Raw genomic sequence first — 17485 nt, 5'->3', positions numbered from 1 at the left:
TATTTAGAAAAATAGATAGGGAAACAAAAAAATAAAAATAGACTTCAGGCAAAATGCGAATTTGCTTTATTGGTGACTCCTTTGTAAACGGAACTGGCGATCCAGAGTGTCTTGGTTGGACGGGAAGAATTTGTGCAGCAGCACGAAAGCAAGGTTATGACATTACTTATTACAATCTTGGGGTACGGCGGGAAACCAGCGCGGATATTAGATCCCGTTGGCTCGGTGAGGTTGCTTGTCGCTTACCTAAAGAATATGATGGCAGGATTGTCTTCTCGTTTGGTGTTAATGACACCACCCTGGAAAATGGGAAGACTCGTGTAGAGTTAGCGGATTCTTTAGAGAATTACCGTGCAATTCTTGACGTTGCAAGGCAAACATTTCCAGTCTTGATGGTGGGATCGCCACCCGTTACAGAGATTGAGCAAAATTTTAGGCTCGCTGGTTTGTCTGAGCAGTTAGCTTGTTTATGTAGCGATCGCAATGTGCCTTATTTAGATGTTTTTACTCCTTTGCAGGCGTCATCAGTGTGGATTGGTGAGGCAACAGCGAATGACGGCGCTCACCCTGGTGCTGCCGGTTATGCAGAATTTGCTCACTTAGTGCAAAGTTGGTCTGCGTGGTTATCGTGGTTCAAGTAGCTCAATTTACATCTTGCGCCAAGTTCTGACAATGGAATCGAAGGGCGATCGCATTCTAGTTAGGAAAGCGCAAACCAACTAGAAACAAAGGGTTTTGTAACCTGCGTAGCCAGATTTTGCTTGTGTAACTGCGGTTTCAACTGCCTAGAGCAAGATGTAACTTTACGGCGAAAAGTTCAATATCCCTTAGAAAACCCAGAAATAGAGATAACCGAGCCAATAAATCAAGTTCATTGCCATGAGTAGTGCTTTGCCGATGTAGGAGTGAACTATCCCGAAGACGTAAACGGTCGCTACCAGAACCAGCAATCGCTCAACGAAAGAAACAATCGTGCCGTATTTGTTAGTATCCCAATAAGAGATAGGACTGATAAAACGATAATTGCTAAAAGGCAAAAAATGCCTATGTGCATCATCGCTGTGGACGGGTAAATCTCCGAGGGAATGCAGCACCATGCTCAAAAAGACGATTTCAAGGGGTTTCCACCCGTAGTAGCGAGCGATGGCTACCCCAATTAAAGCCAGTGGAATTGAATGAAAGAAGTGGATAATATTTTGCCAAAAAGGTTGGTAATAAGCGGTTGACCAAATTTGATGTTCTGGTAGGCGTTGAATATATTTCGCCACAAGGTAGAAAACAAAAATTGGAATATCGGGTAATATAGCGCCCAACACGATTAGGAGATTGAAGTGCGATTGTTGCGGTTTAGCGAGAATGCCGAGATTGAGAATGGCATGGCTGGGCGTATTCACGATTATTCTTGGAATTGGTTTGATTGGTTTTGTCTTTGGTATCCTCCAGGCTGGCTGATTTTATTCAACCGCCACTGGCAACACTATCACACCGATCCCGATGGTTGGAATTGGCTGGAGTATGGATTGTTTCTCATTCCTGGGGGATTTTATCTGGCGTTGTTGATTCGTTGGATACGTCTCGGCTTTCGTTCACCCCGCCGGGGAGAAGGGGAGTTTGACCCAAATTATCAGCAAGCTTTTCGAGATGAAGTGCTGGCTCCGATTGTGAAATATTATTTTCAAGGAGAGCTACAACAACTCGAAAATTTGCCTCAAACCGGGCCATTGATTGTATCAATGAACCATGCAGGAATGTGTTTCCCTTGGGATATTTTGGGATTAGGAACGCTCTTAAGCCAGACACGGGAATGGGTTGTGCAACCGCTGGCGGGTGTTTCGTTGTTTGAACATCCCTGGGTGATTTGGTGGCTACCTCCAGGATGGTCGCAAGTTCTAGGCGGCGTTAGGGCAGAAGCTGATGAATTTGAAGCGGCGGTGGCTCAAAAAACCATCTTACTATACGCGCCGGAGGGCATACGCGGGCCGGGAAAAGGGTGGAAAAGGCGTTATCAGTTAGACACTTTTCACCCAAGTTTTATCCAGTTAAGCGATCGCTATCGCATTCCAATTCTGCCCGTTGCTTGCATCGGCAATGAATCTTTGCATCCTTGGGCAATCAATCTCAAAAAATTTGCAAGAGCCATCTACTTGCCTTTCTTGCCTGTCTCTTTTTTGATGTTTTTCTTCATTCTCTTCCCATCAATGGGTGTTTGGGCGATGCGAAGTCGGCTGCGTTATTTTATTCAGCCTCTCTATCAAACTTGGTCAACAGAAGTTGTTGAAGACGAGCAACTTCCTGAACCAAAAATTTCTACTCGGCAAGATCGAAACGCTGCTTACCGACACGCACAACTATTACAAGAAAAGCTGCAAAGTCAAATTAACCAACTTCTGAGAAAAAAGTAATGTAGGTTTGATTTGCATTCAATCAGTTTTTATAAGAAGTTAGTTAGCATTTAACTTCTTAGCTTGTAAAATAATTGGAGATAAAACCGCTTTATCTTGTCCTACAGGCACGGCTTTCCGCCATTCAGTAATGCCACCTGATAAGACTGCCATCTTCAACCCCGTTCCCTCTAACATCCAGTAAGCTTTCGTTGAACGCGATCCTTTGGTGCAATATAGAACGACCGTTGGTTCGGGTTGATTGGGTTGAACGCTCTTTTTCACCAATGCCTTAACGCGCTCAACCCCTATCCCCGTTTCAATCTGAGTCAGAGGTACCAGTGGAGTTTGAGCAATATGATCTTCAGCGTACTCCTCTGGCGATCGCACATCAATTAGGAAGACTGGCTTTAGTTTTCCCTGCTGCAACTGTGCTACCGTCACCTTGTTTGCATATTTGCCAGTTGCGATCGCTTGGATGTCGATGTCCGCGATCGCGATCGCAGCACCTAAAGCACCAACACTAACAGCGACAATCCCTAAAATTACAGGTAAAGGACGTAAACGACTGGTTATTTTAGTCATTATTTGCATAAAACTTTCCGATGAGTGACACCTCAACCTCATTACCATAGCAACCATAATACCGAGATGTCATTAGTCACAACTAGAAATAAAAATTATGAACCATAAAAACTTTTTTATATATTCTCTATTCTTTTAACTTGATTCATAAACTTTTTTCGTTTAGAAAACGGGTAGAGTATTTGTCCAAGATACCCAGAAGGCACAGGTTCGGATATCCCATACTTGTTCGGCATTTTACCCACAGGCATATAGAGAGTGCCGAAGATTAAATCTAAAATTGGAAGCTGAGCCGCAAAGTTTTTGTCATAGAACTTTCGCTCGGCAGTGTGATGCCAGTGATGAAATTCTGGGGTAGCAATTACCCACCTGAGCCATCCAAATCTAATCTTGATATTGGCATGGATAAAGAAGGCTTCAAAAGCACCAAAAAGAAAAAATACAGTAAATGTTTCTTTAGTGAAGCCTAGTATGTATAGCGGGACTATCTGAAAAACTTTTGTAAATATTTGGTCAATGGGATGCAGACGCACCGTTGCTAACCAGTCCATATCTTCTACGCTATGGTGAATCGCATGGAATTTCCACAGCCAAGGAATCTTGTGAGTAAGTTTATGAGCAATGTAATATCCAGTATCAGCGATAAAAATTGCTTCTAGAAACTGTAACCCTACAGGTTGAGAAGCAACGTTCATCTGAATTTCTGGATTGATTAAGCTTCTGAGAAAATGTCCAATTAATATTCCACTAACGACCAATACTGCTGTTCTACCAACAAAGTAACCAATAAAATAATGAATGGCATCTGTTAACCATCCTTTACGAAATATCTTCTGTTTATGTAAAAAAAATATCTTTTCTAGGGGGACTAATATAAACAGCAGTAAAAAAAAGCCTTTAACAACATCAGAAAGCATAATTTTCAGGCATTATTTATCAATTATGGTGGGTAATGCCCACCATACGCCTTTTTTGGATTTAGCGAGGCTGGATAGTGTCTTCTGATTGCATCTCTCCACAAGGATCGGAAGTCAACGTATCAAACTCGCCGGACATACTGAGAGCAAACAAGGCTCCAAGACCCATCAGACCCATTAAGATCATCGGACTAAAAAAGATAAGTAAGACAAGAAGTGCCTTAATTTCGGGACTAAATTTATTTAGGAATGGCTGAGATTTAGTAATCGAATTTGTTGTCGTATTTTCAGTCGTTTCTTCAGCTTGAATGGCTAGGTTTAACTGGGAAGATATATTGACTGAATTTTGTTCTTCTTTATCCTTAAGCTGCATGATTACCTCCGGTGAATCACTGGATTTGGAAAATTGCTGTTTCAGGCGATCACTATATTTTTTAGATGTGGTACTAGAGTAGCGGATGAGTATTAGAACCGCAAGTGACAACACCATTTTTGTAAGTTGGCTCTGCGGGTAGTTGGTTAGTAGGAGTATCTGTCTCGCATAATATAGCTAACGTTTCCTTGTTATTTTTAGCCGCCTTTTTGTCTATCTTAGATGCAGGTACGATGAATACAGCCCCAACATAGCTCTTCAGCGGTTTTGAGGCAGTTTTTTGAGCGATCGCGTAGTTAAAGAGTTCCGTTTTTGTTCTGCGAACAGAATATTCATAATTGGTTGTTTCGCCTGTTATATCTGTAACACCCATACCCAATTTCGACATAGTAGGAGCAAAAAAAATACCACTTTCTAAATAGAAAGCTTGCTGTCCTTTAATCTTTGAGAGAATGTTAAGTTTTCCTTCGTCCCTTCGCCTTCGTTTCTCTTCCTCGATTCTCATAAATTCAGGTACTTCAAGTGCTTGAGTATTAGAACCACAAGCGAGGACACCCTTTTGGTAAGTTGGCTCCGCGGGGATTTGGCTAGTAGGAGTATCTGTCACGCATATTATTGCTAACGTTTCCTTGTTATTTTTAGCTGCCTTTTTGCCTACTTTAGATGTAGGTACTATGAAGACAGCCCCAACATAGCTCTTCAGTGGGTCTGAGGCAGTTTTCTGAGCGATCGCGTAGTGAAAAACTGCTGTTTTTGTCGCACGAGCGAAATATTCATAATTTTTGTTTTCAGTTTTAATACCTGTCCCTAGTTTCGGAATTGAATCCACAAAAGCACCATTTTCTAGATAGTAATATTGCTGTGCTTTATTCATTACGCCGATATAGATTTGCCCATAGAGTCTGCCTTTGCCTCCACAAATCCTCTCTTCAGGAAATACCATAGGTAAAGCTATAACTGCCAAAACACCAAAAATTACCATAAGAACCAAAAGTCTAAGGTAGAAAGCTATACCTTCAATTTTGTGCTTTTTAAATAAAAATTGTAACCACTTAGCTCGGAAATAGATGCTCATTTCAGCCTCTTTGAATAAATAAACCCTAGATACTTTTTTATACTTTGCGTGCGTGCAAACTATAAAAAGCTTTAAGAAATATTCACTTGGAAAATAAGGGATTCCTGAAAAGTTTAGATTTTGGCTTGCTTAGTTAGATGCAAAGCCAAAATCTAAATTTTCTTCCGGGTTAACCTTAAGGTGAATAACGGTAGATTTCGGTGGTATTAGAACCGCAAGTGAGGGCACCCTTTTGGTAAGTTGGATCGGCGGGAGGTTTGTTACTGAGGGTCTCTGTCTCGCATACTATTGATAACGATGACCATTTCTCGTGATTTTCAGCCGCTTTCTCGTTTACATCAGATGCAGGTACTATGAAGACAGCCCCAACATAGCTTTTCAAAGGTTTGGAAGCAGATTTTTGAGCGATCGCGTAGTTAAAGACTGCTGTTTTTGTTGCCCGAACAGAATATTCATAATTGATTGTTTTAGTTGGAAGACCTAGACCCAATTTTGGCATAGAAGCAACGAAGTTACCATTTTCTAAATAGTAAGCTTGCTGTCCTCTATTCATTGAGCCGATATAGTTTTTTCCCTCTGATTGCTTGGCTTTATTGGCACAACCCAAAAAATTAGGCAAAGTCATAAACGCCAAAATACCAATAATTATAAGAACAAACAAAAGCTCAACGGCGGTAAAACCTTGATTTTTGTTTCTATTAAATAAATATTGTAGCCACTTATCTCGGCGGTAGATGCTCATCTTCAATCTTTTTAAGTCAATAAAGCTGATATAGGCTTTTGAGCTTTGCGTGAGTACAAAGTACAAAAGGCTTTAATAGATATTCACTGGCAAGATGAGAAATTCCTGAAAAGCTTAGATTTTGGATTGCTTAGATGCCGATCCAAAACCTAAACTTTCTTACGAGTTAGCCTTAAGGCGAATAACGGTAGATTTCGGTGGTGTTAGAGCCGCAAGCAACTGCACCATTTTGATAAGCTGGCTCTACAGGTTTGATTGCCCCGGGGGAATCCGCTTGGCACAAAATAGTTACTATTATCTCACGATTAACCGCTTTAGATTTGGTCTCAGGAGCAGGGACTACAAACACAGCCCCAACGTAACTGTTACTTCCTTTACTTTGGGATATCCCGTAACTAAAGGCAGCCGAAGAAGTGGCACGAGTTGAATATTCGTAGTTGTCTCCCTGCTTTTGAAGGCGGATTCCTAACTTATTAAAGTCGTTAGCAAAGGACTTTTTTTCAGAAAAATGGGCTTCTTGAGCTAAGTTAATTGACTCAATATTTTCTTCCACTGCTGATTGCTTAACTGGACCACAGTTCAACATGGGGGGAAACCCAAGTGCGAAAGCAATGGGATTACCTACCGATACCAAACTCCCTATCGTTATTACACCTGTTACGAAAAAGAGTATGTTTCTTCGCTGTTTGAGGGAAACTTGCCAATTGTAAAGATACGATGAATCTGCTTGTATAGACGCCGCAAATTTACGGATGGGTTTGTTTTTCAAAAGATGTTGTTTGGTTTCGGCTGTGGTTTTTCCCAAGGTTTGTGCCTTCTTCTTTTTCAGATATATTGTTGCACTCTTCTAAACCATTTGTTTGGTCTGAAACTGTTTTAACTCACTGGGCGCGATCGCGCCATACTCTGTAATCACTGCTGAAATTAATTCGGCGGGAGTGACATCAAATGCTGGGTTGTAAAACTCCACACCAGCAGGGGTGAGAAGTGTATTGCCAACTTGGTAAATTTCCGAGGAGTCGCGTTCTTCAATCGGAATTTTGTTACCAGACGGTAACTCGAAATCAATCGTAGAGAGGGGTGCGGCAACGAAAAAAGGAACATTGTGAGCCTTGGCAACCAGTGCCAGACTGTAAGTGCCAATTTTATTAGCAGTGTCACCATTTGCGGCAATCCTGTCAGCACCGACAACGACCGCATCAATTAAACCCTGTTTCATGCAGTGAGCTGCCATACTATCGGTAATCACCGTAACCGGAATGCCTTCTTGGACGCATTCCCAAGAAGTCAGCTTCGCACCTTGTAAGCGGGGACGAGTTTCATCGGCATAGACTCGCTCCAGACGCCCATCTCGCCACGCAGAACGAACAACGCCCAAGGCAGTTCCATAGCCAGCAGTTGCCAAAGCTCCAGCGTTGCAGTGAGTCAAAATAACCAGTTTATGAGGCTTGGAAGGTAAAGCTTTTAAACCGTGATCGCCGATTGCCTGACAAGTTTGCAAGTCTTCTGCATTAATCGCCTTAGCAGTTGTCAGTAAAATAGATTTGATTTCTTCTACCGTTCCGAGCGATTCATAGGCAGTTCGCAACATCCGCGCGATCGCCCAAAATAAATTAACCGCAGTTGGACGAGTTTGCCGCAACATCTCGGCAATTTGCTCCAACTTAGTCAAAAATTCCTCACGCTTGTCTGTCTGAATCTCCCTTGCCCCCAGGTACATCCCGTAGGCAGCCGCAACACCGATAGCCGGTGCCCCCCGGACAATCATCGTTTTAATCGCCTGCGCCATATCCTCGCAGCAGCTGATCTCAACAAACGTGTACTCGGTAGGCAGCCGGTTTTGGTCGATGAGCAAAACGCGGTCTTGGTTCCAAATAACCGGAAAAACTTGAGTTTTGGTAGACATATCGGCTGTGAGTTGTTAGTCATCAATATGATAGTTTCTAACAACTTAGCCGATATTTACTCGACTAACTGCTTTTTTACCTTGTGCCTTTTCCCGAAAATAGTTATCGCGATTTTGCTTTAGCGCCAAGGAACGCAGAGCGCCAGCGATATCTTTGCGTACCTCTGCGATTACCTCTGCGAACCCTTGCATTAAAAAAACCTACTTTTAACCCATCACTGCTGACAGCTGAGGACTAAAAGATTTCCTCACTCGCTCGGCAATTTGAGACGGTGTCAGACCCAGTTCCGCCATCGACTGTTCTGGCGTAGCATGATCCACTAATACATCAGGCACGCCAATCCGCGTTATAGGCACCATCAGATGATTATCCAGCAAGCTTTCTGCCACAGCCGAACCAAAGCCGCCAATGATGCAGCCTTCTTCCAGCGTCACCACCCGACCAATCTGCTGAGCCAGAGGCAAAATTAACTCAGTATCCAGCGGCTTAGCAAAACGAGCATTGACGACAGTCGCTTCAATTCCATGCTCGCTTAAAATCTCCGCTGCCTGCATGGCGGGATAGACCATCGAACCATAACCCAGGAGCAAAACATCATCGCCTTGGCGCAAAATTTCTGCTTTGCCGATGGGTAGTTCTTCCCAGCCTTCTTCCATCAGGGGCACCCCGTAGCCATTGCCGCGAGGATAGCGCATCGCAATCGGGCCATCGGTATAGTTAACGCCTGTCACGATCATCTGCTGCAATTCAGCTTCATCTTTGGGTGCCATCAACACCATATTCGGGAGACAGCGCAGATAGGCGATATCGTACATCCCTTGGTGCGTGGGACCGTCAGCACCGACAATTCCGGCGCGGTCAAGACAGAAGAAGACGGGTAATTTTTGAATGCAGACATCGTGAACGATTTGGTCGTAGCCGCGTTGCAGAAAAGTAGAGTAAATTGCGGCAACGGGTCGCATCCCTTCACAAGCCAAACCTGCGGCTAAAGTGACCGCGTGTTGTTCAGCAATTCCGACATCAATGTATTGCTTGGGGAGTTTGCTGGCGAGTTTGTCTAAACCTGTGCCAGTCGCCATTGCTGCTGTGATGCCGACAATGTTGGGATTATTCTCGGCGAGTTTAACCAGCGTGTGGGAAAAAACTTTGGCGTAAGAAGGAGGCTTGGGTTTGCTAGAGGGAACCGCTTTACCCGTAGCGAGGTTGAAGGGGGATTGTGCATGGTAGCCGACTTGGTCTTTCTCAGCTATTTCATATCCTTTCCCTTTTACGGTTGCGACATGAACCAGAACTGGCCCTTGCATCTTGTGGGCTTGCTTGAAGGTGGCAATCAGTTCCTCTAAATTATGACCATCCACTGGTCCCATATAAGTAAAGCCGAGTTCTTCAAATACCGCCCCTACTTTAGGAACTGCCAGACGCTTCATCCCTTCTTTCACTCTTTCCAGTTCTGGCGTCAGGGATTCACCCACAAAAGGAATATGCTTGAACTGCTCCTCCAGATTATCTGTAATAAACTGCATCGGCGGACTGAGACGCATTTTGTTCAGATAGCGAGGAATCGCGCCGACGTTGGGCGAAATCGACATTTCGTTATCGTTCAGCACCACCAGCAGGTTGGTTTTGGGCAAGTGTCCGGCATGGTTAATCGCTTCCAACGCCATACCGCCAGTGAGTGCCCCATCGCCAATCACTGCTGCGACTTTGAAGTTATCGCCTTTGAGGTCTCGCGCCATCGCCATGCCCAAAGCAGATGAAATACTGGTGGAAGCATGACCAGCACCAAAGTGATCGAATTTACTTTCACAGCGCTTGAGATAACCGGCGATGCCATCTTTTTGGCGCAGTGTGTGGAAGCGGTGATACCGTCCCGTGAGCAATTTGTGCGGATAGGCTTGGTGCCCGACATCCCAGGTCACTTTATCGCGATCTAAGTCTAGCGTTTGATACAAAGCTATTGTCAGTTCTACGACCCCCAATCCCGGTCCCAAATGACCGCCGCTGGTGGCTACAGTTTGGAGATGCTTTTCCCGAATTTGACGGGCAATTTGCTGAAGTTGACGAATTGATAGACCGTGCAACTGGTTGGGATGAGTAATTTCACTCAAATGCATTCCAGATTTCCCTATAAGCTTAAGGATCGGATTTTAGTTATCTCTTTAAACTGTAATGGATTTGGGGGAACGAACCGAATGATTACGGTATACAAGGCGGGTTTAGTCTGCGTAACCGTTAGGGACACGGAAGTGCCCTCGCTGTTACCCGGATTGTTAGCGGTAGGCACAATATCCGATGAAATCCGTAAATTACAAAAATTCTGGATGTAGAGACAAATGGTTAACTTTTATCAATTAGAACAGCAAATTGAAGAACAGATGAAAGTCTCCGCTATCCCAGGTGTGGCGCTTTCGGTTGTCCAAAAGCGGGAAGTCATCTATGCCAGGGGTTTTGGTGTCACTAGCGTGGAAGATGGCTCAATCCCCGTGACCCCGCAAACTCTGTTTCGGATTGGTTCTGTCACCAAGCCGCTAACTGGGACTGCGGTGATGCGGCTGGTTGAGACTGGCAAGCTTGACCTCGATCGACCCATTAAAGATTACATTGATTGGTTCGCCCTCAGCGAGGAGGGAGCCGCTGAACGCATCACCTTACGGATGCTGATGACTCATACTTCTGGACTCCCTACGGATGCCCAAAATTTTGGTCGGCGCGATCCAGAGGGACTTGAGGCTTACGTGCGAGACCAGATACCGAAGTACCCGATTATTGCACCTCCTGGCAAGCTGTACTCCTATAGCAACCCCGGCATTATGGTGGTTGGTTATATTGCTGAGGCTGTCAGCGGTAAGCCATTTACACAACTGATGCAAGAGTTGGTTTTTGACCCTTTGGAGATGCAACGCACGACATTCGATCCGACGGTGGCGATGACTTATCCAATTGCTCAATCGCACAACCAGAATGAGGATGGGACATTAAGTGTAGATCGTCGCTTTGCTGACAATACGGCTGGCTATCCGGCGGGATTTATCATTTCCACGGTGCTAGATTTGGCAAACTTTGCGATGATGCACATGAACCAGGGTTGTTTTCGCGATCGCCAGATCCTCTCACCCCAGTCGGTTACTCAAATGCAAACACTTCATGCAGACTGGTATACGACGGAAGGGGCAGGATATGGACTGACTTTCATGGTTGACCCCTACAAGGGGATACGCCGAATCGGACACAATGGTGCAATCAGCAGCTATGGTAGCTGGTTCCTCATGGTTCCGGAGGCTGATGTTGCAGTTTCGCTGGTGTTCAACCGTCGCGCCCCTGACTTCGCGGCTTACAAAATCGTCAACCGGATCTTTGACGAACTCCTGAATCTGCCAAAGCAGACACCGAAGCCGCAAGCGATCGCGCCCGATACCGGGTTATGGTCGCAATATACAGGATTATATTTAGGGCCTCAGACAGGGTTGCTCAAGATTCAGGTGCTGGATGACCAGCTGATGCTTGATTTAAACGAGCAGGTAATGCCTTTACAGGCGCTTAAAAAAGACCTTTATTTTGCACAAAAGCCAGATAGCGAAGAAAAAATTCCTGTCGGTTTTATCCTCGAAGCAGCAGCGCCGACGCGGTATATCATGGTCAACTCTTCACCCTGCGAACGCATCGAACTCGATGCTTCGTTTGTGCCCGATTTCTCGGCTTGGGCGTCTTATGCGGGCAGTTACACGTCAGATTTAGATACGCTGACTATCCATGTTGAGGCAGGTCGCGTGTTCCTTCACACCAAAATGTTCAACCAAGATGTGCCCTGCATCCTAATAGATAATACCCGCTTTGCTTGCAAATTCGGTTTAATTGAAGTGCAAGTTGCGGAGGATGGCGTTGCGCGATCGCTTAACTTAGGAAATTATTTCATCTTTACCCGCTGTTAAATCAACCCAGTTGCTTTATTAATTTCAGCAAAGAGATTAATCGCGTTATCCAGCAATTATCTAGTTCAAGCGGCACTTCTTTAAAGGTAACGACCGAATCTGCTATAGGATTTGGTCAGTAGCAAAGGTTTAAGACCAATCTGACCTACTTATGGAATCAAGGAAAACTTAGAGACGTGTATCTGCGTTTGAGATGGCGGAAATTTTTCAAGTTGGCAGCAAAGTAATTCAGGCACATGAGATTCCGTCTTTGTTGAGTCGTTATCAGCTGCTGTCCCAGTTCTTGCAAGGGATTATTATTGACGAAGCGATCGCGCTCTATTCTTGCACGGATGCAGAGCGCAAATTGGCTGTAGAGCAGTTTGCCGCGCAGCACCAACTCACCTCCCCAGAAGCGCGAAAAGCTTGGGCGGCATCCCAAGGCATGACTTTAGAACAACTGGAAGACTTAGCTGTACGATCCTTGCTGCTAGAGAAGTTTAAGATAGCTACTTGGAGTTCAAAGGTCGAGTCTTATTTTATCGCTCACAAAGCAGGTCTCGACCAAGTAGTGTGTTCCTTAATTCGTACCAAGGATATGGGAATTGCCCAGGAAGTCTACTTTAGAATTCAGGAAGGAGAACAATCTTTCGCAGAGTTAGCCAGAGAATATTCCCAAGGTACAGAGGCTCACACTGGGGGAGTCATTGGCCCAGTGAGTTTGAGTGCTTTGCATCCAGCGATCGCCAAAATGTTATCAATTAGTCAACCTGGGCAGCTATGGACTCCAACCCGTCTGGAAGAATGGTATGCAATTGTTCGACTCGAAAAGTTCTTGCCAGCACAGCTAGATGAACAAATGCGCCGTCGCTTGATTGACGAAATGTTTCAGAATTGGGTCAAAGAGCGGATGCAAGAAATCGGTTTATTACAGTTTACCGGGTCTTCAGCCTCAAATTCAGCATGACTTTACCGGAGCTGATAACTAGAACCTTCCTTCCACAATTGAAATCTGGTTTATAATCCTCCAAAATCATAAAAACTTCCACCGATGAGGTCTATTTTCCCGCTCCTTGTGACCGAGGTGGGGGTTTGCTGCCCCGCTTTAAATGGGTAGCTCCACAAAATAGTTACCCCTCTTAAAGATAAAGAGTGGATGTGGATGCTAATAGATATTAAACCGCTTCTTACCACTCCCAGTATATTTGCAGAGATGACGATTTCTTAATATCGGGATAGTTTATGAAGATTACGTAAATTTACGGCTAACTGCATCCCGCCTAATTTATACTTATTAATGATTATCAGGGTTTCTTAACAATAACTAAATATCTTCAGGGTGGCGCTGTTTGGGCTTGGAAAAGTTTAATATTCCTGCCGTTAGCACTAAGCTCAATGCAATGATGTGGTCTGCAAACAAGCCACTTTCTGGAGAGATAAATTTTGCCAAAGTATCTACTTTATCACAAGTGGGTTCGTTTCATTCGACCCTACTAAGGAAAAGAGGGAGTTCTGTGAAGCAGCAGTAGGAGAAAGAGAAAGCGATCGCTCCTGAAAAGGGGAATATAGCGATCGCTATATTGCTCCCGATTAACTTCACCGTTCCAAAAAATAATTGAAAATGAAAAGAGACTTCTATGGCTCAGACAACGCTTGCTGCTGGTGACATTGCCATTATCGGTTTAAACTTTGGCGATTCCGCTCAATTTACCTTTGTTTTATTAAAAGATATTGATTTGTGAACTGCTATTCAGTTCACAAATCAAGGTTGGCAAAGTAGCAATAAACTTGGAAAGAATGAAGGTACTCTGACTTGGACAGCAAATAGAGATTACTTGGTTGGAGAAATTGTCAATCTGGGTGTTGGCTCAATAAAACTGTCCCTCAATAGAGATAAAATTCTTGCCTATCAGGGCTTAGCTAGCAATCCCGCTTTCATTTATGCAATGAATAGTAATGGTTCAAAATGGGCAGAGAATGCAACCAGTAACAATAACTTTGCATTACCGCTAGAGCTAATAAATGGATTGATAGCGGTATCTATTCCAGACAATTGATAACGCAACTTATAACAGTCTTAACGGCACTTCTGGTACTCAGACGGAGTTACCTTCAGAAAACAGCAATTCAGCTAATTAGACGACAAATAATACCGAATAGTTAACGATGCCTAGTAATGGATTTACCGTAATGAATACTGACAACGAAATAACAGAATCTCTCAGCTTAACAGTTGACTCTGCCACCTTTTCAGAAACCGCAGGTACAGGTGCTGCCACTGGAACTGTCACCCGAACCGGAGACTTATCACAATCAGTTACGATTAACTTACTGAGTAGCGACACCAGCGAAGCCACTGTTGCGGAAACTGTGACGATTCCGGCAAATCAGGCATCAGCAACCTTCACAATTGATGCAGTAAATGATTCATTTGTAGATGGTTCTCAGACGGCGACATTAACAGCTTCAGCAACCCAATATACTAGCGGTACAATCACTGTAACAGTGACAGACGACGAACTAGAAGCTGGGAATCTCCGCATCCACGATATTCAAGGTGCTAGCCATACATCACCCCTGGCGGGTCAGATAGTTTCCAAAGTCCCTGGTATTGTCACCGCAGTTCTGTCGAATGGCTTCTATCTGCAAGACCCGAATCCGGACATGAATGATGCCACCTCTGAGGGGATTTTTGTCCTCACTTGGATAACACCCAAGGTCAGCGTTGGCGACTCTATTCTGGTTAGCGGGATTGTTAATGAATTCATTCCGGGCGATTCTGATAGCAGCAATCTCTCCACAACTCAAATTATTGTTGGAAATGCAGGGATTGCAACAATTTCCAAGGACAATCCTTTACCTGATAGCACTATTTTGGGTGAGGGTGGACGCTCGATTCCAACTCAAGTGATTGATAATGATGGATTAGAAATATTTGACCCGGCGCAAGACGGCATTGACTTCTACGAAAGCCTGGAAGGAATGCGGGTGCAGGTAAATAACGCGGTAGCTGTAGGGCCAACCAATGATTTCGGGGAAATTCCCGTCCTGGCTGACAATGGAGTGAATGCTGGCACCCGAACAGAGAGGGGCGGTATTGTAGTTCAGCCGGGGGATTTTAACCCGGAACGGATTATTATCGACGATGCCATTATTGACGGTGAACCTCAGGTGAATGTTGGGGACACCTTTGAGGGTTCCATCACTGGCGTCATCGACTATAGTTTTGGCAATTATAAGCTTTTAAACACTGCACCTTTACCTAACGTTGTTTCTGGAAATTTAACGCGGGAAACAACTGCATTAACCGGAAGTCTTGACCAATTGACAGTGGCTAGTTTTAATGTCGAAAATCTCGACCCCAGTGATGACGAAGCTAAATTTACCAGCCTTGCGAATATTATCGTCAACAACCTTAAGTTACCAGACATTATTAGCTTAGAGGAAATACAAGACAACAATGGTGCGACGAATGATAGTGTCGTTGATGCCAGCCAAACTTACCAAACACTGATAGATGCGATCGCATCTTTGGATGGCCCAACTTACGAATACCGCCAAATTGATCCGGTAGACGACCAAGATGGCGGTCAAGCGGGGGGTAATATCCGCGTCGGCTTCCTTTTTAACCCGAATCGGGTTGAGTTTGTAGACCGTCCCGGCGGCACCTCCACGACTAACACCAGCGTCATTAGCGGGACAGAGGGTGCAGAACTTTCCGCTAGTCCGGGTCAGATCGTTGATACCGATCTCTCCGATGGCGATGCTTTTGCCGACAGTCGCAAACCGTTGGTCGGGGAGTTTCTTTTCAACGGCAATCAAGTATTTGTCATCGGCAACCACTTTAACTCAAAAGGTGGCGATCAACCTCTTTTCGGAAGTTCTCAACCGCCCACACTCACTTCAGAAGTACAACGTTTACAGCAAGCCGCTACCGTTAATAACTTTGTAAATAGCCTGCTGGCAGTTGACCCCAATGCCAATGTCGTAGTCATGGGCGATTTCAATGATTTTCAGTTCTCAAAACCGTTGGAAGTCTTAAAAGGGGACGACCTTACAAACCTAATTGATACTTTGCCACTCAACGAACAATATACCTACATTTTCGAGGGCAATTCTCAGGCGCTTGACCACATTTTGGTTAGTAAAAATCTCAACACGGCGGCAGAAATTGATGTGGTTCATCTCAATGCCGAATTTGCGACTCAAGACAGCGACCACGATCCCCTCGTCGCTCGTTTTACCTTACCAATTAATGACAACGCAAGTTCTAATACCTTAGTTGGCAACGAGAATAATAATCGCATAGACGGGAAAGGAGGGAATGACACCCTCATCGGTCGGCAAGGAAATGATATCCTCACCGGCGGTGGCGACCAAGATATTTTTGTGATTCGCAGTGGCGATGGTGCTGACACGATTACAGATTTCGGTGGCGTCGGAATGGGAAATCTTCCAGCCGCAGAGATTATTGCCGAAGTCGATACCCTCCAATTTGAAGGGGCTGGTTTAACTGCCAGCAATCTACTTTTAACTCAAACGGGTAACGATCTAGCGATCGCATTCGATGGCGTTGACAACACGAATGTCGTCCTGAAAAACTTTAGCCTCGAAAACCTGAATAACCTCCAACAATCTACAGGTGCGTCGGTAGACATCGGCAATATTCTCTTTGACGGACAAACACAGATTCAGCAAAGCTTTGACATTGCTAACGCTAACGAGGATCTCAAACAGATTTTCAACAAAAATACCGTCACTTTCCTTAACGACCTAGATAACAACACCCAAGGTTTTGATGCTTCTAACGATGTCATTAACGGTCAAGGTGGCAATGACACGCTAGAGGGATTGGGTGGCGATGACTTGCTGCGTGGCGGGATTGGCAACGACACTCTTTTAGGTGGAGAAGGAAATGATTACCTCGCCGGTGGCGACGGTGATGACTGGCTTAATGGTGGGATTGGTCAAAATACACTCTTCGGCGGTAATGGTAGCGATCGCTTTGTTTTATCCAATAACAGCGGTGCAAACACCATTCTTGACTTCACCGATGCTCAAGACCTAATCGTATTATCCGACGGTTTGAAGTTGGAGTATGTAACGATTACCCAAGGGACGGGTGCAAATGCAAATGATACTTTGATTGGTATTGCCAACACCGGGGAACTATTAGCGACACTTACTGAAGTGCAAGCGAACACCCTTACCAGCGATGATTTCACCACGATCTAGCCAAGTAAAAAGCAATCGATAATTGTCTGTTGACCCTAATCGGACATCGTTCTAGTTAGGGTTTATGGATATAGCCAAGACTTCTTTGCTTTCTCCCGTTCCCTTGTAAGGAAGGGCTTGGGGCTTAGGTTCTTATCCGAGAAGTATTGATATATACCGTAATACCGAAAAGCTATATAAAGCGGGTATAAAGACCCGTTAATTTTTCATAAATTTATCATAAACTTTTTGTCATCTTTCAAAAGTAAGAAATAATTAAAGTGTTTATGCGAGTACAGCGAGGATTAAGGTGTGCTGAAAATAACACAGCAGATTAAGGATAGTTTAAGCAAATCCAGGGACTGAGATTTTATATATAGCAA

Annotated in this window: 17 protein-coding genes; 7 read left to right on the top strand and 10 right to left on the bottom strand. The window is 44.4% G+C overall.

Going from position 1 to position 17485, the window contains the following annotated elements; genetic code table 11:
* The first annotated feature begins 53 nt into the window (after nucleotides 1-53).
* Nucleotides 54-641, top strand: coding sequence for a GDSL-type esterase/lipase family protein (locus tag H6H02_RS04355; RefSeq protein ID WP_190815025.1), 588 nt, complete (start codon nucleotides 54-56; stop codon nucleotides 639-641).
* Nucleotides 642-827: 186 nt separating this feature from the next.
* Here H6H02_RS04355 and H6H02_RS04350 read toward each other — a convergent pair whose 3' ends face one another.
* Nucleotides 828-1394: a hypothetical protein gene (locus H6H02_RS04350; protein WP_190815023.1), complete on the bottom strand. Its 567-nt coding sequence runs from the start codon at nucleotides 1392-1394 to the stop codon at nucleotides 828-830.
* Here H6H02_RS04350 and H6H02_RS04345 point away from each other — a divergent pair.
* Nucleotides 1377-2402 carry a 1-acyl-sn-glycerol-3-phosphate acyltransferase gene (locus tag H6H02_RS04345; RefSeq protein ID WP_190815021.1) on the top strand — a complete coding sequence of 342 codons (1026 nt, stop codon included), beginning with the start codon at nucleotides 1377-1379 and terminating at the stop codon, nucleotides 2400-2402. The genes H6H02_RS04350 and H6H02_RS04345 overlap by 18 nt on opposite strands.
* A 39-nt stretch (nucleotides 2403-2441) precedes the next feature.
* On the opposite strand, the gene H6H02_RS04340 is transcribed toward H6H02_RS04345, so the two are convergent.
* The 9 genes from H6H02_RS04340 to dxs all read right to left on the bottom strand — a co-directional run bounded on the left by H6H02_RS04340 (nucleotide 2442) and on the right by dxs (nucleotide 10094).
* A complete protein-coding gene (locus H6H02_RS04340) occupies nucleotides 2442-2975 on the bottom strand; it encodes a rhodanese-like domain-containing protein (protein WP_190815019.1) in 534 nt (177 codons plus the stop codon).
* Nucleotides 2976-3082: 107 nt separating this feature from the next.
* Complete coding sequence (locus tag H6H02_RS04335; RefSeq protein ID WP_190815017.1) at nucleotides 3083-3883, bottom strand: sterol desaturase family protein; 801 nt, start codon at nucleotides 3881-3883, stop codon at nucleotides 3083-3085.
* Between the two features lie 61 nt (nucleotides 3884-3944).
* A complete protein-coding gene (locus H6H02_RS04330; protein WP_190815015.1) occupies nucleotides 3945-4256 on the bottom strand; it encodes a hypothetical protein in 312 nt (103 codons plus the stop codon).
* A gap of 73 nt (nucleotides 4257-4329) precedes the next feature.
* Nucleotides 4330-5331: a type IV pilin-like G/H family protein gene (locus H6H02_RS04325; RefSeq protein ID WP_190815013.1), complete on the bottom strand. Its 1002-nt coding sequence runs from the start codon at nucleotides 5329-5331 to the stop codon at nucleotides 4330-4332.
* A 175-nt stretch (nucleotides 5332-5506) separates the two neighbouring features.
* Nucleotides 5507-6139, bottom strand: coding sequence for a type IV pilin-like G/H family protein (locus tag H6H02_RS04320; protein ID WP_190815011.1), 633 nt, complete (start codon nucleotides 6137-6139; stop codon nucleotides 5507-5509).
* A gap of 106 nt (nucleotides 6140-6245) precedes the next feature.
* Nucleotides 6246-6878 carry a type IV pilin-like G/H family protein gene (locus tag H6H02_RS04315; protein WP_190815009.1) on the bottom strand — a complete coding sequence of 211 codons (633 nt, stop codon included), beginning with the start codon at nucleotides 6876-6878 and terminating at the stop codon, nucleotides 6246-6248.
* 42 nt (nucleotides 6879-6920) lie between these two features.
* Entirely contained in the window at nucleotides 6921-7979 is a 1059-nt protein-coding gene (mtnA, locus tag H6H02_RS04310) for an S-methyl-5-thioribose-1-phosphate isomerase (protein WP_190815007.1), read from the bottom strand.
* Nucleotides 7980-8024: 45 nt separating this feature from the next.
* Entirely contained in the window at nucleotides 8025-8171 is a 147-nt protein-coding gene (locus H6H02_RS04305; RefSeq protein WP_190815005.1) for a hypothetical protein, read from the bottom strand.
* Nucleotides 8172-8186: 15 nt separating this feature from the next.
* Nucleotides 8187-10094 carry a 1-deoxy-D-xylulose-5-phosphate synthase gene (dxs, locus tag H6H02_RS04300; RefSeq protein ID WP_190815003.1) on the bottom strand — a complete coding sequence of 636 codons (1908 nt, stop codon included), beginning with the start codon at nucleotides 10092-10094 and terminating at the stop codon, nucleotides 8187-8189.
* A 78-nt stretch (nucleotides 10095-10172) separates the two neighbouring features.
* Between dxs and H6H02_RS27525 the strand changes: the two genes are divergently transcribed.
* The 5 genes from H6H02_RS27525 (at nucleotide 10173) to H6H02_RS04280 (ending at nucleotide 17123) form a co-directional block, all read left to right on the top strand.
* Complete coding sequence (locus H6H02_RS27525) at nucleotides 10173-10307, top strand: hypothetical protein (protein ID WP_277922516.1); 135 nt, start codon at nucleotides 10173-10175, stop codon at nucleotides 10305-10307.
* A 6-nt stretch (nucleotides 10308-10313) separates the two neighbouring features.
* Nucleotides 10314-11909 (top strand): serine hydrolase domain-containing protein, encoded by a 1596-nt coding sequence (locus H6H02_RS04295; protein WP_190815001.1) that lies wholly within the window; start codon nucleotides 10314-10316, stop codon nucleotides 11907-11909.
* Between the two features lie 193 nt (nucleotides 11910-12102).
* Nucleotides 12103-12855 (top strand): peptidylprolyl isomerase, encoded by a 753-nt coding sequence (locus H6H02_RS04290; protein WP_190814999.1) that lies wholly within the window; start codon nucleotides 12103-12105, stop codon nucleotides 12853-12855.
* 868 nt (nucleotides 12856-13723) lie between these two features.
* Nucleotides 13724-13945, top strand: coding sequence for a hypothetical protein (locus H6H02_RS04285; RefSeq protein WP_190814997.1), 222 nt, complete (start codon nucleotides 13724-13726; stop codon nucleotides 13943-13945).
* A 133-nt stretch (nucleotides 13946-14078) separates the two neighbouring features.
* Nucleotides 14079-17123 (top strand): endonuclease/exonuclease/phosphatase family protein, encoded by a 3045-nt coding sequence (locus tag H6H02_RS04280; RefSeq protein WP_199328984.1) that lies wholly within the window; start codon nucleotides 14079-14081, stop codon nucleotides 17121-17123.
* The last annotated feature ends 362 nt before the right edge of the window (nucleotides 17124-17485 follow it).

Origin of the sequence: Coleofasciculus sp. FACHB-1120 (assembly GCF_014698845.1) — a bacterium.
Lineage (GTDB): Bacteria > Cyanobacteriota > Cyanobacteriia > Cyanobacteriales > FACHB-T130 > FACHB-T130.
The sequence above is the reverse complement of the archived record's forward strand: the minus strand, read 5'-3'. Positions and strand labels throughout refer to the sequence as shown.

What these genes read in the sequence shown, in the direction of transcription:
- H6H02_RS04340 (WP_190815019.1), bottom strand. Translation starts at nt 2,975, where the DNA reads ATGCAAATAATGACTAAAATAACCAGTCGTTTACGTCCTTTACCTGTA.
- H6H02_RS04325 (WP_190815013.1), bottom strand. Translation starts at nt 5,331, where the DNA reads ATGAGCATCTATTTCCGAGCTAAGTGGTTACAATTTTTATTTAAAAAG.
- H6H02_RS04355 (WP_190815025.1), top strand. Translation starts at nt 54, where the DNA reads ATGCGAATTTGCTTTATTGGTGACTCCTTTGTAAACGGAACTGGCGAT.
- H6H02_RS04335 (WP_190815017.1), bottom strand. Translation starts at nt 3,883, where the DNA reads ATGCTTTCTGATGTTGTTAAAGGCTTTTTTTTACTGCTGTTTATATTA.
- mtnA (WP_190815007.1), bottom strand. Translation starts at nt 7,979, where the DNA reads ATGTCTACCAAAACTCAAGTTTTTCCGGTTATTTGGAACCAAGACCGC.
- dxs (WP_190815003.1), bottom strand. Translation starts at nt 10,094, where the DNA reads ATGCATTTGAGTGAAATTACTCATCCCAACCAGTTGCACGGTCTATCA.
- H6H02_RS04295 (WP_190815001.1), top strand. Translation starts at nt 10,314, where the DNA reads ATGGTTAACTTTTATCAATTAGAACAGCAAATTGAAGAACAGATGAAA.
- H6H02_RS04305 (WP_190815005.1), bottom strand. Translation starts at nt 8,171, where the DNA reads ATGCAAGGGTTCGCAGAGGTAATCGCAGAGGTACGCAAAGATATCGCT.
- H6H02_RS04280 (WP_199328984.1), top strand. Translation starts at nt 14,079, where the DNA reads ATGAATACTGACAACGAAATAACAGAATCTCTCAGCTTAACAGTTGAC.
- H6H02_RS04330 (WP_190815015.1), bottom strand. Translation starts at nt 4,256, where the DNA reads ATGCAGCTTAAGGATAAAGAAGAACAAAATTCAGTCAATATATCTTCC.
- H6H02_RS04290 (WP_190814999.1), top strand. Translation starts at nt 12,103, where the DNA reads ATGGCGGAAATTTTTCAAGTTGGCAGCAAAGTAATTCAGGCACATGAG.
- H6H02_RS27525 (WP_277922516.1), top strand. Translation starts at nt 10,173, where the DNA reads ATGATTACGGTATACAAGGCGGGTTTAGTCTGCGTAACCGTTAGGGAC.
- H6H02_RS04345 (WP_190815021.1), top strand. Translation starts at nt 1,377, where the DNA reads ATGGCTGGGCGTATTCACGATTATTCTTGGAATTGGTTTGATTGGTTT.